General features: G+C 69.5%; 12 protein-coding genes and 1 other RNA gene. 6 read left to right on the forward strand and 7 right to left on the reverse strand.

Going from position 1 to position 14,647, the window contains the following annotated elements:
* Window positions 1-214 precede the first annotated feature (214 nt).
* Complete coding sequence (map, locus tag FB473_RS11405; protein WP_167169524.1) at window positions 215-1,090, forward strand: type I methionyl aminopeptidase; 876 nt, start codon at window positions 215-217, stop codon at window positions 1,088-1,090.
* Window positions 1,091-1,262: 172 nt separating this feature from the next.
* On the opposite strand, the gene rnpB is transcribed toward map, so the two are convergent.
* The 3 genes from rnpB to FB473_RS11420 all read right to left on the reverse strand — a co-directional run bounded on the left by rnpB (window position 1,263) and on the right by FB473_RS11420 (window position 5,493).
* Window positions 1,263-1,667: RNase P RNA component class A (gene rnpB / locus FB473_RS11410), an RNA gene on the reverse strand.
* Window positions 1,668-1,890: 223 nt separating this feature from the next.
* On the reverse strand, window positions 1,891-3,333 hold the full coding sequence (locus FB473_RS11415) for a ribonuclease catalytic domain-containing protein (RefSeq protein ID WP_167167666.1): 1,443 nt from the start codon (window positions 3,331-3,333) through the stop codon (window positions 1,891-1,893).
* A gap of 306 nt (window positions 3,334-3,639) precedes the next feature.
* Complete coding sequence (locus tag FB473_RS11420) at window positions 3,640-5,493, reverse strand: ABC transporter ATP-binding protein (protein ID WP_243863546.1); 1,854 nt, start codon at window positions 5,491-5,493, stop codon at window positions 3,640-3,642.
* A 113-nt stretch (window positions 5,494-5,606) separates the two neighbouring features.
* On the opposite strand from FB473_RS11420, the gene FB473_RS11425 reads away from it, so the two are divergent.
* The gene (locus tag FB473_RS11425) at window positions 5,607-6,062 is read left to right on the forward strand and encodes a MarR family winged helix-turn-helix transcriptional regulator (RefSeq protein ID WP_167167669.1); all 456 of its coding nucleotides are present in this window, start codon (window positions 5,607-5,609) and stop codon (window positions 6,060-6,062) included.
* A 201-nt stretch (window positions 6,063-6,263) separates the two neighbouring features.
* Here FB473_RS11425 and FB473_RS11430 read toward each other — a convergent pair whose 3' ends face one another.
* Entirely contained in the window at window positions 6,264-6,983 is a 720-nt protein-coding gene (locus FB473_RS11430) for a zinc ribbon domain-containing protein (RefSeq protein WP_167167671.1), read from the reverse strand.
* Between the two features lie 55 nt (window positions 6,984-7,038).
* Window positions 7,039-7,611, reverse strand: a complete 573-nt coding sequence (locus FB473_RS11435; protein ID WP_167167673.1) for a histidine phosphatase family protein — start codon at window positions 7,609-7,611, stop codon at window positions 7,039-7,041.
* An 88-nt stretch (window positions 7,612-7,699) separates the two neighbouring features.
* On the opposite strand from FB473_RS11435, the gene FB473_RS11440 reads away from it, so the two are divergent.
* On the forward strand, window positions 7,700-9,163 hold the full coding sequence (locus tag FB473_RS11440; RefSeq protein ID WP_167167675.1) for an aminopeptidase P family protein: 1,464 nt from the start codon (window positions 7,700-7,702) through the stop codon (window positions 9,161-9,163).
* A 69-nt stretch (window positions 9,164-9,232) separates the two neighbouring features.
* Here FB473_RS11440 and FB473_RS11445 read toward each other — a convergent pair whose 3' ends face one another.
* Both FB473_RS11445 and FB473_RS11450 read right to left on the reverse strand, forming a co-directional pair.
* Window positions 9,233-10,252 carry a general stress protein gene (locus FB473_RS11445; protein WP_208390532.1) on the reverse strand — a complete coding sequence of 340 codons (1,020 nt, stop codon included), beginning with the start codon at window positions 10,250-10,252 and terminating at the stop codon, window positions 9,233-9,235.
* 103 nt (window positions 10,253-10,355) lie between these two features.
* Window positions 10,356-11,288, reverse strand: coding sequence for an aldolase/citrate lyase family protein (locus FB473_RS11450; RefSeq protein WP_167167687.1), 933 nt, complete (start codon window positions 11,286-11,288; stop codon window positions 10,356-10,358).
* A 98-nt stretch (window positions 11,289-11,386) separates the two neighbouring features.
* On the opposite strand from FB473_RS11450, the gene FB473_RS11455 reads away from it, so the two are divergent.
* From FB473_RS11455 to FB473_RS11465, 3 genes are all read left to right on the forward strand, one after another.
* Entirely contained in the window at window positions 11,387-12,664 is a 1,278-nt protein-coding gene (locus FB473_RS11455) for a magnesium transporter MgtE N-terminal domain-containing protein (RefSeq protein ID WP_167167705.1), read from the forward strand.
* A complete protein-coding gene (locus FB473_RS11460) occupies window positions 12,657-13,181 on the forward strand; it encodes a DUF1003 domain-containing protein (protein WP_341770106.1) in 525 nt (174 codons plus the stop codon). Before FB473_RS11455 ends, FB473_RS11460 begins: the two co-directional genes overlap by 8 nt.
* 104 nt (window positions 13,182-13,285) lie before the next feature.
* Window positions 13,286-14,470: a P-loop NTPase gene (locus tag FB473_RS11465; protein ID WP_167167708.1), complete on the forward strand. Its 1,185-nt coding sequence runs from the start codon at window positions 13,286-13,288 to the stop codon at window positions 14,468-14,470.
* Window positions 14,471-14,647 lie beyond the last annotated feature (177 nt).

The following is a 14,647-nucleotide window of genomic DNA, read 5'->3' on the forward strand; positions in this document are numbered from 1 at the left end:
TTGAGCCTGTCGAAACGATGGCCAACCCCCAAACGATCGTTGAGCCTGTCGAAACGCCAACCAGACCCCCAAACGCCCGTTGAGCCTGTCGAAACGACAACCAAGCCCTCGGCGAGCTCGGCCGTCCTCGTCCGGCCGCCTCTGCCCCGTCCGAAGGACAGCGCCTAGAATCGGCGGGGTGAGTGATCCCATCCGGCCCTATACCGTCAGTCCCATGCGCCACGTGCCCGCCGGGGTCGTGCGTCCCCCGTACGTGGGAGACATGGGTTCCGAGAACTACGACGGTCCCGACGTGCAGTCCCCCGAGATCGTGGAGGCGATGCGCCTGGCAGGCCGCATCGCGGCGGACGCGCTGCTGGTCGCCGCCGCGGAGATCGCCCCCGGGGTCACCACCGATCGGCTCGATGCGATCGCCCACGAGTACATGTGCGACCACGGCGCCTACCCTGCGTCCCTCGACTACCGCGGATTCCCCAAGAGCATCTGCACCTCGGTCAACGAGGTCATCTGTCACGGCATCCCCGACGGACGCCCCCTCGAGGACGGCGACATCGTCAAGCTGGACGTCACCGCCTACGCCGACGGCGTCCACGGCGACAACTGCGCCACGTTCTACGTGGGCGAGGTGGACGAGGCGTCCCGCCTGTTGTCGGAGCGCACCCGCGAGGCGATGTACCGGGGTATCCGTGCGGTCAGGCCCGGGCGGCCCATCTCGGTCATCGGCCGGGTGATCGGCGCCTACGCCAAGAGGTTCGGCTATGGCGTCGTCCGCGAGTACACCGGCCACGGTGTGCACACGGCCTTCCACTCGGGGCTCGTGATCCTGCACTACGACGAGCCGCGGCTCGACACGCCCATGCGGCCGGGGATGACGTTCACCATCGAGCCGATGCTGACCCTCGGCGGGGCGGCCACGCGGCAGTGGGACGACGGCTGGACCGTCGTGACGCAGGACCGCTCACGGTGCGCGCAGTTCGAGCAGACTCTCGTGGTGACCGACGACGGCGCCGAGATCCTGACCGTGCCGAGTTCGGGTGAGCTCATCGTCGGCGGTGACCCCCGGGCCGTCGACCTGTCCGGGGTGCACTGACCCGCGGCCCCCGCTCTCCCTCCTCCGCCCGCCGCGCCGCCGCGCCACCGCCCGCATCGTCCTCACGGACGCGGTCGGTCCCCACAGGCGCGGACGGAATCCTTTGTCGCGGACGAGATCTCGTCCGCAGGAACAGATTTCATCCGCGCCTGCGCGAGAAACGGTGCATGGGGGGACGAGCCGGCCTGTAAGCCGGATTCTGTGCCCTTGCGGGCGGTGATCATCCATCTGCGACCACCGTTGCCGGCGGCCTTCCCCCGGTGCTCGCGCACCGGGCGTGCGGCCTACCCGGAAGCTCGGGCGGGCCGCCCTCGAACGCTTCCGCAGACGCCGTGGCGTCCTTGTGGCCTTGCTCCGGGTGGGGTTTGCCGTGCCGCACCTGTCACCAGGTGCGCGGTGGTCTCTTGCACCGCCGTTTCACCCTTACCCGAACCTGTCCCCGTCTGGGGACGGTTTCCGGGCGGTCTGTTCTCTGTGGCACTGTCCCGCGGGTCACCCCGGGTGGGCGTTGCCCACCACCCTGCCCTGTGGAGTCCGGACTTTCCTCAGCTTGCGCCGCGATCACCCGGCCGACTCGTCCAAGTGGACGATTGTACGCCCGGGAGCGCTCCGGAAGCCACGAGCCGGCGAGCCACACGTGCTCGGCCTCGGAGTCACGCGTCATGAGCGTGACACAGTTCCTTCAATTCGCCCGGCGACCGCCCATCCCGAAGCGTTCTCAGCAGACTTCACGTGCTGATGCCCGAATTGAAGGAACTGTGTCACGGCACCTCGCCCTGACCTCGCGAACAGGCTCGCGCTCAGGCCAACTCGAAGAGCACCCGGCCCTGCTCGAGGTCGGCCAGGCGCAGCAGGAGCGCCTGCTCGGCGCCCAGCCGAAGCCCCTGCCCCTCGACGGGCGCCTCCACCGCCACACGGCGGATGGACGCGACGCCCCGCTCGGTGCGGCGGTCGTCCACGTCGATGATCGTGCCGTCGAACCGCTGGCCCACGCGGTCGTGCAGCACCAGCGCCTCGACCAGGTCGATCGTCCCGCGTTCGAACTTCTTTGCCCGCCGGTCGGAATCGGTCATCTCGTCCGGAAGCGCACCGAACGCGGAGGCTACCCACTCCCCCACCGGGCGACCCGCCGCCAGGTCGGCGCAGGCATTGCCGGTGTAGCGATCGATGAGCCTCCTCAAAGGAGCCGTGGTGTGCGCGTACGGCGTGGCCAGAGCCGCGTGCTGGCTGTTGCGGTCGGAGTGCGACGAGTCGATGACCGTGTACCCGGCCCCCCGGAACAGCAGTGTGCAGGCGTTCAGCATGGCCTGCCCATCGGGGTCGACAGGGTCGAGCGAGCGGACGAAGTCCGGATATCCCACCGATCCCGGCCACGACAAGCCCAGTGATCTCGCGATGTGCCGCAACCGGTCGACGTCACGCTGCTGGGCGGGCGGCAGAGTACGCAGGACGCCGACGCCGGCGTCCAGCATCATCCGGGCGGCACAGATGCCGGTGAGCAGCGAGATCTGGGCGTTCCAGCCCTCGACGGGCTGCGGCGCACGGAACCTCAGGTGCCAGGTGTCCTGCTCGGGGACGACCTCCTGCTCGGGCAGGTTCAGGCTCACCCCGCCCCGTTCGGCCTCGGCCCGCTGACGCAGCTGCCCGACCTCACGTAGCAAGCCGAGCACGCCTTCGTCACGTCCGGCATCGAGATCGGCCTGGGCGCCGGTGTACGACAGCTGTGCGCGACTGCGCACCAGGGACCGCTCGACATGCCACGAGACCATGACGCCGTCCGCGTCGAGGTCGATACACCAAGTGATGGCGGGGCGTTCGCGCCCGTCGGCGAGCAGGCTCGCGGCGCCCTCGCTCAGCACCGCCGGATGCAGGGGGACGCGGGTGGTGGGCGCGTAGTACGTCTGACCGCGCCGGTGTGCCTCACTGTCGATCGCTCCCCCGGGCCGCACCCACGCGGCCACGTCGGCGATCGCGTACCAGACGCGGTAGCCGTGCGGCAGTCTTTCGATGTGCACGGCCTGGTCGAGATCGGTGGAACCTGCGGGATCGATCGTGACGAACGGGATCTCCGTGCGATCGCTGCGTGCCAGGCCGTCCCGGGGCCCGGAGTGCGCGGTCTCCTCGGCCTCGGCGAGTACGTCCTCGGGAAAGTCGCCGGGCAGTTCCAGGGAGTCGGCGAGCCTCTGCAGGCCCGAGACGAGCGGGGCGGGTGCGTCGCGGACGACGACTCGGCGAGTTGGCATGGCTCTCCTTCACCGTGGAACCGTGGCGCAGCGGCCCTGGGTCTGTGCCCCCGAACCTACCCGCTGCTCGCGCCTGGCGCCCGCATCCACCCCATTGCCCCGCATCCGTATTGCCCCGCATCCGCCGGACGCGTCCTCCTGCGGCGCCGTGTCGGCTCCGCCTTGCCTTCCCGCGCGCTGAATCGCTTGCCGCGATCGAAATTTCGCGCGCGAGAGACGATTTGGCGCGCGGAAAAGGTCGGGGCCCGCTTGCCATGCCGACGGGGCAGGTGGCCGGAGCGGGACGGGCAGCCGGGGGCGGGACGCTCAGCCGGCGATCGCCACCGGGGCGGGCTCGGAATCCTGTTCCCCGGCGAGATGCGCGTAGCGTCCGTGGAAGGCCATCAGCTGCGCGTGCGTGCCGTGCTCGACGATGTGGCCACCCTCGAGGACGACGATCTCGTCCGCGTCCTGCACGGTGCTCAGGCGATGGGCGATCGTCAAGGTGGTGCGTCCCTGCGTCAGGGCGTCCAGCGCGGCCTGCAGTTCACGCTCGGTCTCGTTGTCCAGCGCGCTGGTCGCCTCGTCCAGGACGAGGACGCGGGGGTCGCGCAGCAGCGTCCGGGCGACCGCGATGCGCTGGCGCTCGCCGCCACTGAACCGGTGCCCGCGTGCGCCCACGACGGTGTCGAGGCCGTCGGGCAGGGCGCGGACGACGTCGTCGACCCGCGCCGTGGTCAGTGCCGACCACAGCTGATCATCGTGTGCTCCGGGGCGCGCGAGCAGCAGGTTCTCCCGGATGGTGTCGTGGACGAGGTAGGTCTCCTGGCTGACGACGCCCACGATGGACGCGAGGTCGTCCGGCGCGAGGTCGCGCAGGTCGATGCCGTCGATCGTGATCCGCCCGGAGGTGGGGTCTGCCAGGCGCGACACGAGCGAGGCCGCGGTCGACTTCCCCGAGCCGGTGGCGCCCACCAATCCGATCGAACCGCCCGCCGGTATCCGCAGGTCGATGTCGCTGAGCACCTCGACGTCGCCGTCGGGGTAGCGGTATCCGACGTGGTCGAACCGCACCTCGCCACGCACGGACGCGACGTCCACCTCCACCGGGTCGGCCGGAGGGGCGACCTCCACCGGGAGGTCGAGGTAGCCGAAGATGCGGCTCAGCAGGGCCAGGGACGACACCCACTGCGCGCCCACTCCCATGAGGCCCATGATCGGGCGGAAGATGCTCGTCTGGAGCGTCGTGAAGGCCACGATGGTGCCGATCGACAGTTCGCCCGCGGTGTTGGTCAGGCCTGCGGCCAGGTAGATCAGGGCAGGTAGCGCGGCGAAGACGACGTTCATCGTCGCCATGCGCCAGCGTCCGGCCAGCTGGGAGCGCATGTCGAGGTCGACGAGGCTGTCGGAGGTCTGGGCGAAATCAGCCGACCTCAGGGCGCTCACGCCGAGGGTCTTGCCGAGGAGTGCGCCGTTGACGCTGAGAGCCTCGTCCACCTGAGCATGCAGGTTGGCCATCATGCGCTGCCGCTGTGTGGTGATGTCGCGGCGCACGAGCGCCACGCGCCGGGTGAGCCAGATGGCCGGTGGCAGGACGATCAGGCTGAGCAGCGAGAGCCGCCAGTCGAGGGCCACCATGGCCACGGCGGTGGCGATGGCGCTGGTGAAGTTCGTGGCGACCGAGGTGGCGGCCGTCGTGAGCATGGACTGCAGGCCGGCGATGTCGTTCACCAGCCGCGATTGGATCTCGCCACCGCGCGTGCGCTTGAAGAAGGCCATGGACTGGCTCTGCACATGATCGAAGACCCGGACGCGCAAGCCGTGCATGACGCGTTGCCCGACGGCGTTGGCCAGCCAGGTCTGCCACACACCGAGCACCGCGGTCACCAAGGCGATCGCGACCATCCCGACGACCGACCACACGAGCAGCCGGACGTCGCGGTCGGGCAGCGCCTCGTCGATCACCGTGCGGGTCAGGAAGGGCTGCGCCATACCGATCACGGCGGCGACGACGATGATCACGAGCAGCACCAGCATGCTGCCCGAGTGGGGGGCGAAGAGCGCGAACACACGGCGGGCGGGGACGGGCGATTCGGCCAGCTGGGCACGATCTGCCGGATCGATGCGCTGGGGACCGCGCGGCGGCCCGCCGCCGTTCGATGAATCAATGAAATCTGACAAGGGAACCTCCTTGAATTCGCTCGGGTGTTCCCGATCCCTATATGCTGGGGTTAGCACACTGAGCGTCTTACTCATTGAGAGTTTACCTCATTAAATGGTCAAGGACAAGACAGATGCCTGACACGAACACGACACCCACCGCGACGCCGGACGCCGACCCGATCGAGCAACTAGTGCGCATCTCGCGGCGCCTGCGGCACTCGAACGCCCGGGCGCTGGCACCCCTGGGGCTGTCACCCCACCAGGCTCGCGCGCTCAGGCTCGTCGCCCGGGAGGCACCCATCCGCCCGTCCGTCCTGGCCGAATGCCTGCACATCGTCCCAAGGTCGGCCACCCAGGTGGTCGACGACCTCGTCAACGCCGGATGGGTGGCGCGCTCTCCTGACCCGGACGATCGGCGCGCGACCCTGCTCACCCTCACCGAGGCCGGCACCGAGGTGGCCCGGCAGAGCGCCGAGATCCGTGCGGCCGAGCAGCACCGGCTCCTCGAACCCCTGACCCCGGAGGACCGCGACCGCCTCAAGCACCTCCTCGACCTGATCGAGGCACGTCAGACGATCGACCGGTGAACCAGGCACAACACCGACTGAGCCGGTCGAAACCCTTTCGACAAGCTCAAGGACCACCAGGCGAGCCCACCACAACCCCGACTGAGCCCGTCGAAACCCTTTCGACAAGCTCAAGGACCACCGGGCGAGCCCACCACAACGCCGGCTGAGCCTGTCGAAGCCCTGGCACACGTCCTCTCGACCGGTTCGAGGAGCGCCGACCTACCGCACGAGGATGCGTCCGCACTCCTCGCAGGTGACGACCTCGTCCGCCGATGCGGAAGCGATGCGTTTGAGTTCGGTGTTGTCCAGTTCCAGGCCGCAGCCGCCGCAGCGGCGGCCCCGCAGTTCGGCGGCCCCCGTGCCCGACCGCGCCGCGATCCGTTCGTAGAGCGCGACGAGGTCCGCGGGCAGCTTCCCCACCTGGACGGAGCGCCTGGTCTCGAGCCCGGTCAGCTCGGCGTCCACCTCGCGCGCCTTCACGTCGCGCGTGGCCAGTAGGCCCCGCATCTCGTCCTCGACCTGCGCCCGCTCGGTGGTCAGACGGTCACGGTCGGCGGTCGCGTCCTCGACGATCTGCATGACGTCGAGTTCCTGGTCCTCCAGGTTCGAGATGCGCCCGAGCAGGTGGTCGGTCTCGTCGATCATCGCGCGCAGCGCCTTCGCGCCGATCTTGCCCTCGTCGATCGTCTTGCGATTGCGCTCCAGCCGCGCCCGCGCCGGGGTCAGATCCGATTCCACCCGGGCCTGATCGACCTCGGCGTCGCTGATCCGCGTCTGCACGGCGACGATCTGCTCACCCAGCCTGGCTCGTCTCGTGGCCAGTTCCTTGAGTTCCACGTTCCCGGGCAGCGTCGCCTTGCGATGCCGCAGTTGCGCGGCCTGCTTGTCGAGTTCGGCGATCTGCAACAGCGCTTTCTGGGCGCCCGGGTCAGCATGCATGGAGTGCAGCCTACCCAGCCGTCCGAGCGGGTGCGTCAATGCCCGTCCCGGCGTCTTAGGCCCCGGGGGCGGCGTTCCAGCGGACGATGGCCGGAGTCTCCTTCTCGTACCCCAGGATCGACACCGTCCCGGTCTGCAGCGGCAGCGACGCGCCCTTGGCGATGGGCAACCCGATCCAGCATGTCGCGAGGACGCGCATCGCATGCCCATGGCCGAACGCGATCACCTTGCGATGGCCGGAGAACCTCGTCCGGTTCATCACGCGCGTCATCCGCGCGACCACATCGGTCTGTTGTTCCCCGCCGGGGACGAAATCCGTCCAGATTCGCCATCCGGGGACGAGCTGGCGGATCTCGGCGCTCGTCCGCCCCTCAAGATCGCCGTAGTCCCACTCGGCCAGGTCTTCGTCGATCTCGAAGCTGTCGAACCCGGCCAGCCGGGCGGTCTGCTGGGCCCGCGTGCGAGGCGAGCACAGGATGAGGTCGAAATCCGCCGGATCAAGCCATCCGTTCAGCCGGGACGCCTGCTCGCGCCCGGCCGAGGTGAGCTCCAACTCGGTCACCGAGGTGTGCTGACCGCTCTTGCTCCACTCCGTCTCGCCGTGCCGGACGATGTACAGGTCTGTCATGGGCTAGACCCTAGCGTTTGCGGTGCGCCTAGGATCGAACCGTGATCCCGACGCGGGCGTCGGGTGTCGAGACTGAAGCGGAGGCGACATGGTGAGCGAGCGACGTTCGGCACTGCCGAATCGTCAGGTGCCATTCTCGGAGGAGTTCAAGCAGTTCATCTGCAAGGACTGGGCGCCCTACGACCCGGAACTGCCCACGGCTCTTCCCGGTGCGGTGGCCGCGGCGTCCCATCGCAGACGCCTCTCGCAGCGCTACCCGGGGCAACGGCTGATCGTCCCGGCGGGTGGCCTGAAGGTGCGCAACAACGACTGCGACTTCCGATTCCGCCCCCACTCGGCGTTCACGTGGCTCACCGGCCTGGGCACCGACCGTGAGCCGGACGCCGTGCTGGTGCTGGAGCCGGCCGCGGGCGGGCACGAGGCGACGCTCTACTTCCACCCGCGGGTGCCGCGCACCGATCCGGAGTTCTACGCCGACGCACGCTACGGCGAGATGTGGGTGGGCCAGCGCGAGTCGCTCGAGGAGATGTCGGCCCTCGGTCAGTTGCGCTGCGCCGACATCGCCGACCTCGAGCTCGAGATCCAGAAGATGGCCTCCCAGACCCCGATCCACATCCTGCGCGAGGCGAATCCGGCGCTGGCCGACCGGCTCGACAAATGGCGGGGACGCGACGACACCGGCGACGCCGAGTTCGCGACCACCTTGTCGGAGCTCCGGATGGTCAAGGACGACTTCGAGATCGATCAGCTGCGGCAGGCGTGTCTGGCCACCGCGGCGGGCTTCGAGGCCGTCGTCCGCGAGCTTCCCAACGCCGTCGCGTACGGACGCGGCGAACGCTGGGTCGAGGGCATCTTCGGGTTGCACGCACGCCATCAGGGCAACGCGGTCGGTTACGACACCATCGCCGCGGCCGGCGACCACGCCAACACGCTGCACTGGATCCGCAACGACGGCGAGCTCCACGAGGGCGAGCTGATGCTGATGGACGCCGGCGTCGAGCTCGACAGCCTGTTCACGGCCGACGTCACCCGCACGCTGCCGGTCAGCGGCACCTTCACCCCTGCCCAGCGGAAGGTCTACGACGCCGTCCTGGAGGCCCAGCAGGCCGGCATCGAGGCGGCCGGGCCGGGCGTGCCGTTCAGGGCGGTCCACGACGCCGCCGTCGCCGTGGTCGCCCGACATCTCGAGGAGTGGGGGCTGCTCCCGGTGAGCGCCGAGCAGGCGCTCGATCCCGAGACCGGCGGCCAGTACCGCCGTTGGATGGTGCACGGGACGAGCCATCACCTCGGCCTCGACGTGCACGACTGCGCGCAGGCCCGCCGTGAGAACTATCGCGAGGGCATCCTGCAGCCCGGCATGGTCATCACCGTCGAGCCGGGCATCTACCTCAAGTCGACAGACCTGCTCGTCCCGGACGAGTTGCGTGGCATCGGGGTGCGCATCGAGGACGACATCGTCATCACGGACGACGGCTGCGCGGTCCTGTCCGATCAGCTTCCGCGTTCGGCGGACGACGTGGAGGCATGGATGGCGGGGCTGCTGGGGCGCTGAGCCGACGGAACGTCCGCCCCGGCGGACGGCCCTCGGCTCTCTCCTTCGCGGAGGGGCTGGGGGCCCGGCTCAGGCCTGGCCGGTCCCCTGCTGGCCGGCCGACTCGTCCCGGGGACGATCCTCACCGCTGGAGGCGGGGGTGTCGTCCTCCTCGTCCGGCGTCTCATCGTGTCCACGCAGGCTCTCCGGCAGATCGCCGATGCCCTGGGAACCCTGCGCGTTCCAGTACTGGCCGTAGGGCAGTTCCGCCGCATTCGGACGAGCGGAGTCCTGGCCCGTCGCCGGAGCGGACGGTTCCGGCGGAGCCGGTTGGGCTCCGGCGGGCTGCGGTGCGGCGGTCTGGGCGCCGGGCACCGGGGCCGACTGTGCCGGCGCACCCCACTGCCCCCACCCCGACACCGATCCGGTCTGGGCGCCCACGACCGGCTGCTGGGGCGCGGTTCCCCACGCCCCGACTCCGGATGCCGGATCGCTCGGCCGCTGGCCGAAGGGTGGCGGCAGGGTACCGAGATCGACCGGAGCCGCCTGCGCGGTCTGGGCCGTCGGCTGCGGGGCGGGTTGTGCCTGCGGGGACGACGAGACCTCCCGCGTCCGGCGGGCCTGGCCACCACTGAGCAGATGCCGTGCGCGGTCGGCGAAGTCCGACTCGGCCAGCACCTCGTAATGCGTGGCGATGATGCCGGTCATCGAGGTGTAGTCGCGGGCTCCGCCGCGCATGCGGTACTGGATCGCCGACATGCCCATACCGACCAGACCAAAGCCGACAAGGGCGATGATCAGGGCGTTGACGAGGCTCATCGAGGGGTTGAGCATCCACATGATGATCGCGAACATGCCCGCCCACATGATGCCGTTGAGGAATCCCGCGAGCAGGATGCGTCCCCATGTCATGCGACCGGTGACCTTCTCGAAGCTCTTCAGGTCGGTGCCGACGATGGCCAGGTTGGCCACAGGGAACTGCCGGTCGGCCAGGTAGTCGACCGCACGCTGGGCGTCCGCGTACTCGTCGTAGATGGCGACCGACATCGGGCGCCTCAGCTTGAGCACATCGCTCGCGGAAGGAAGAGATGATGCCTGATTCATCGACATGGGCGGACCTCCGTGTTCTTATCCAGCCTACGCGGCGGGTTCGGACCCCCGTGGAGTCCGTAGATGTGGAATCTCTGTGCGTTGCGCGAACGCGGCCCGGTCGTCAGTCCCTGCCGCCCTTCGCCAGGATGGCGCGAGCGAGCCTGACGCCCGCCTCGTCGACCATCTCGTCGTCCACGACGATCGCACCCACCGCCCCACCGGCGACGTCGGTGGCCCGTGCATAGGCCTCGATGATGCGCCGGGCGCGGACCACCTGGGCCTCGTCCGGCGTGAAGATCTCGTTGCCCGCGGCCACCTGGTCGGGATGCAACACCCACTTGCCGTCGTAGCCGAGCGCCGCAGCCCGGGCGGCCGACGTACGGAACCCCTCGGCGTCGCGAATCGACACGTACGGCCCGTCGATGGCCTGCAGGCCGCAGGCCCGCGCGGCCACGAGGATCCGCGACAGCACGTAGTGGAAGGCATCGGCGTCGTACCCGTCGAGCCGGCTGCCCACCGACAGGCCCCGCATGCCCATGGACGCCATGAAATCGCCGGGGCCGAACACCAGCGATTCGAGACGCGGGCTCGACGCGGCGATCGCGTCCGCCTCCCGCAGGCCCAGCGCGTCCTCGATCTGCACCTCGATGCCGATGTCACCCACCGGCAGGCCCGCGGAGGCCTCAGCCTGCCCGAGCACGAGGTCGAGCGCGACCACCTGGGCAGCCGACTGCACCTTGGGCAGCACGATCGCGTCGATGTGCCGGCCCGCGCCCGCGACGACCTCGAGCACGTCGGCCGTCGTCCACGGCGTGCCCCAGTCGTTGACGCGGACGGTCAGGGTCGGGCATCGCCAGCCGCCCGCGTTGAGCTCACGGATGATCCGGGCCCGCGCCTCCTGCTTGGCGGCCGGCGCCACGGCGTCCTCCAGGTCGAGGAACAGCGCGTCGACGTCGAGCCCCCGGGACTTCGCGATGAACCTGTCGGAGCTGCCGGGCACCGCGAGGACGGTGCGCCTGGCACGGAACTGACGAGGCGATCGTTGGCTTGTCACCCGATCAGTCTAGGGGCGCCGGGGCAACCGGCGTCCGACCGGGGCGCGCAGGGCGTCGGCCGAAGCCCATCGCGGGCGCGCGTCGCTAGGCTTGCCTCGTGAACAGCGCGTCTTCGGTCTTCATCAGCCGGCTGCAGGGAATGCAGGTCATGGATGCCGCTGGCGACCCCGTCGGCAAGGTGCGCGACGTGGTCGTACAGCCCAGGCTGGGGGCCCGGCCACGAGTGCGGGGACTGACCATCGAACTGTTCGCGCAACGCCGGATCTTCGTCCCCATGCTCCGGGTGCATGCCATCGACGCCGCGCAGGTGACCATCACCGGCCAGGTCGACACGCGCCGGTTCCAGCGTCGCTCCAGCGAGGTGCTGGTGATCGACGACCTGTTCGACCGCGAGGTGGTGCGCAGCGGCAAGAAGTCGACGATCTTCGACGTGTCCATCCACCAGGTGCGCAACCGCGAGTGGGAGCTCCACGAGGTGGCTCTGCGTGAGGTGCCGACCGGACGGCGCCTGCGCATCGGCGCCAAGGGGCCGATGGTGATCGTCGGCTGGGCAGAGGTCGGCGACCTGGTGCAGGGCGCCGAGCAGGCCAACGACACCAAGCTCGCCCAACTCGTCGACATGAAGCCCGCCGACGTCGCCCGCGAGCTCCACGACATGGAGCCCGAGCGCCGCGCCGAGGTGGCCAGTGCCCTGGACGACCAGCAGCTGGCCGACGCCTTCCAGGAGCTGCCCGAGGACGAGCAGGTCAACCTGTTGCGGGCTCTCGAAGTGGAACGCGCCGCCGACGTGCTCGACGAGATGGACCCGGACGACGCCGCCGACCTCATCCACGACCTGCCCGACGAGCTGGCCGAGGAACTCCTCAGCCGCATGGAGCCCGAGGAGGCCGCCGACGTCCGCAATCTTCTGATGTACGAGGAGCTGACCGCGGGCGGCATGATGACTCCCGAGCCGGTGGTCACCGGCGCCGACGCCACGGTGGCCGACGCCCTGTCGCGGCTCCGCAACCCGGAACTGACACCGGCACTGGCGTCCATGGTGTTCATCACCCGCCCGCCCCACGACACGCCTTCGGGCCGATATATCGGCGCCGTCCACGTCCAGCGTCTCTTGAGAGAGCCGCCCAGCCTGCTGCTGGGCTCCCTCGTCGACGCCGACCTGGAGCCGCTGCCCCCCGACGCCGATCTGTACCGGGTGAGTCGCTTCTTCGCCACGTACAACCTCGTCATCGCGCCGGTGGTGAACCCTCAGGGCCAGCTGGTGGGTGCCGTGACGGTGGACGATGTGCTCGACCACATGTTGCCCCCCGACTGGCGCGGTGAACAGATGGACGGGCAGGACGGCGCCATGGCCGGGGAGGTGAACGGTGGCTGACGACAAGTGGGCGGACGACGACCGCCTGAGCACGCCCGGGCCCCGCTCGGGCTTCCAGTGGCCGCGCCGGATGCGATTCGATCAGGAGTCGTTCGGACGCTTCGCCGAGTGGATCGCCCGCTACATGGGCAGCCCGGCGTTCATCATGTGGATGACGGTGTTCATCGCCGCCTGGATCGTGTTCAACGCCGTCGCCCCGGCCTCGATCCGGTTCGACGAGAACCCGTTCATCCTCCTGACCCTCATGCTGTCGATCGAGGCGGCCTACTCGGCTCCGCTGATCCTGCTCGCGCAGAACCGGCAGGAGGACCGCGACCGGATGAGCCTGGACGAGGACCGGCGCATCTCGGCCCAGAGCCGGGCAGACATGGACTACCTCGCGCGCGAGATCGCGTCCCTGCGCAGCGGTGTCGGCGAGCTCGCGACGCGCGACTTCATCCGATCCGAGATCCGTGACCAACTGCGCGACCTGCTGGAGGAGCTGGAACGGGCCGACGAGCCGCCGGACGAGCACTAGCTCGCCCGACCCCGGACGGAGCGTCACGCCGGGTCCGGAACACGACGTGACGCCGATGGGCAACAACTTGAAATCGGCGCCCGGGTTGGCGTAGTCATGTGGGCGTGACCCACGAACACCCGCTGCGCCCCGCCGTGATGGCCGCGCTCGAGACCGTCATCGATCCCGAGATCCGCCGTCCCATCACCGACCTGGGCATGGTCGACGAACTGGAGATCGACGGCGAGGGTGTCGTCCACCTGTCCGTGCTGCTGACCGTGTCGGGGTGCCCGCTGCGCAGCACGATCGAACGTGACGTACAGACGGCGTTGGCGAAGGTCGATGGCGTTGCCGGGGTGCAGTTGCAGATCGGGTCGATGAACGCCGAACAGCGCGCACAGCTCACCGCCAAACTGCGCGGCGGGCACCCCGAGCCCGTGATCGCGTTCGCGCAGCCCGGCAGCCTGACGAAGGTCATCGCCATCGCGTCCGGCAAGGGCGGGGTCGGGAAGAGTTCGGTCACCGTCAACCTCGCCCTCGCCCTCGCCCGGCTCGGGCACTCGGTGGGTCTGCTGGACGCGGACATCTACGGCCATTCGGTGCCCGACCTGCTCGGTCTGTCCGAGGACGCGCGCCCGACCGTCGTCGACTCGATGATCCTGCCCGTGCCGGTGGAGTTCGTGTCGGCCGACGGCAAGACCGCGGTGCTCAAGGTCATCAGCATGGGCATGCTGAAGGAGTCCCGCGACCAGGTGATCGCCTGGCGTGGCCCGATCCTCGACCGCGCTCTCACCCAACTGCTCAGCGACGTGTTCTGGGGAGACCTGGACTTCTTCCTTATCGACCTGCCCCCGGGCACGGGTGACGTCGCCCTGTCCATCGGCCAGAAGCTCCCGGGCAGCGACATGATCGTCGTCACCACCCCGCAGCCCAGCGTCGCCGTGGTCTCGGAGCGGGCCGGGACGATGGGCTCGATGGTGCACCAGAACGTCATCGGCGTCGTCGAGAACATGAGCTGGTACGAGACGACCTGCCCCCACTGCGGCAAGCAGCATCGCATCGAGTTGTTCGGGGCCGGTGGCGGCCAGCAGACCGCGGACGCGCTCACCGACCGCCTCGCCCGTGAGGTGCCGCTGCTCGCGCAGATCCCGATGGACACCGCCATGGGCGCCGACACCGAACATCAGGCCCCGATAGTCGTCGCCTTCCCCGACCTGCCCGCCGCGCAGGCGATCGGCTCGCTGGCCGAGCGGATCGCCGCCGCCCGTCCCTCACTGGTGGGTCGCCCGCTCAACCTGATGACCTCCTGATGCCGCCCACCACGACCCCTGAGCCTGTCGAAGGGACGATCCCTGAGCCTGCTCCACACGACCCCTGAGCCTGTCGAAGGGACGACCCCTGAGCCTGTCGAAGGGATCACCACCCACCCCCACACGATCCCTGAGCCTGTCGAAGGGGTCGCCACCTCCCCCGCATCCGTCGTTTCG

Source organism: Brooklawnia cerclae (genome assembly GCF_011758645.1).
GTDB classification, from domain to species: Bacteria; Actinomycetota; Actinomycetes; order Propionibacteriales; family Propionibacteriaceae; genus Brooklawnia; species Brooklawnia cerclae.

Bases quoted from the DNA above. Each gene is read 5' to 3' on its own strand.
- FB473_RS11440 (WP_167167675.1), top strand. From the start codon at position 7,700: ATGGTGAGCGAGCGACGTTCGGCACTGCCGAATCGTCAGGTGCCATTC.
- FB473_RS11435 (WP_167167673.1), bottom strand. From the start codon at position 7,611: ATGACAGACCTGTACATCGTCCGGCACGGCGAGACGGAGTGGAGCAAG.
- FB473_RS11445 (WP_208390532.1), bottom strand. From the start codon at position 10,252: ATGTCGATGAATCAGGCATCATCTCTTCCTTCCGCGAGCGATGTGCTC.
- FB473_RS11415 (WP_167167666.1), bottom strand. From the start codon at position 3,333: ATGCCAACTCGCCGAGTCGTCGTCCGCGACGCACCCGCCCCGCTCGTC.
- FB473_RS11425 (WP_167167669.1), top strand. From the start codon at position 5,607: ATGCCTGACACGAACACGACACCCACCGCGACGCCGGACGCCGACCCG.
- map (WP_167169524.1), top strand. From the start codon at position 215: ATGCGCCACGTGCCCGCCGGGGTCGTGCGTCCCCCGTACGTGGGAGAC.
- FB473_RS11430 (WP_167167671.1), bottom strand. From the start codon at position 6,983: ATGCATGCTGACCCGGGCGCCCAGAAAGCGCTGTTGCAGATCGCCGAA.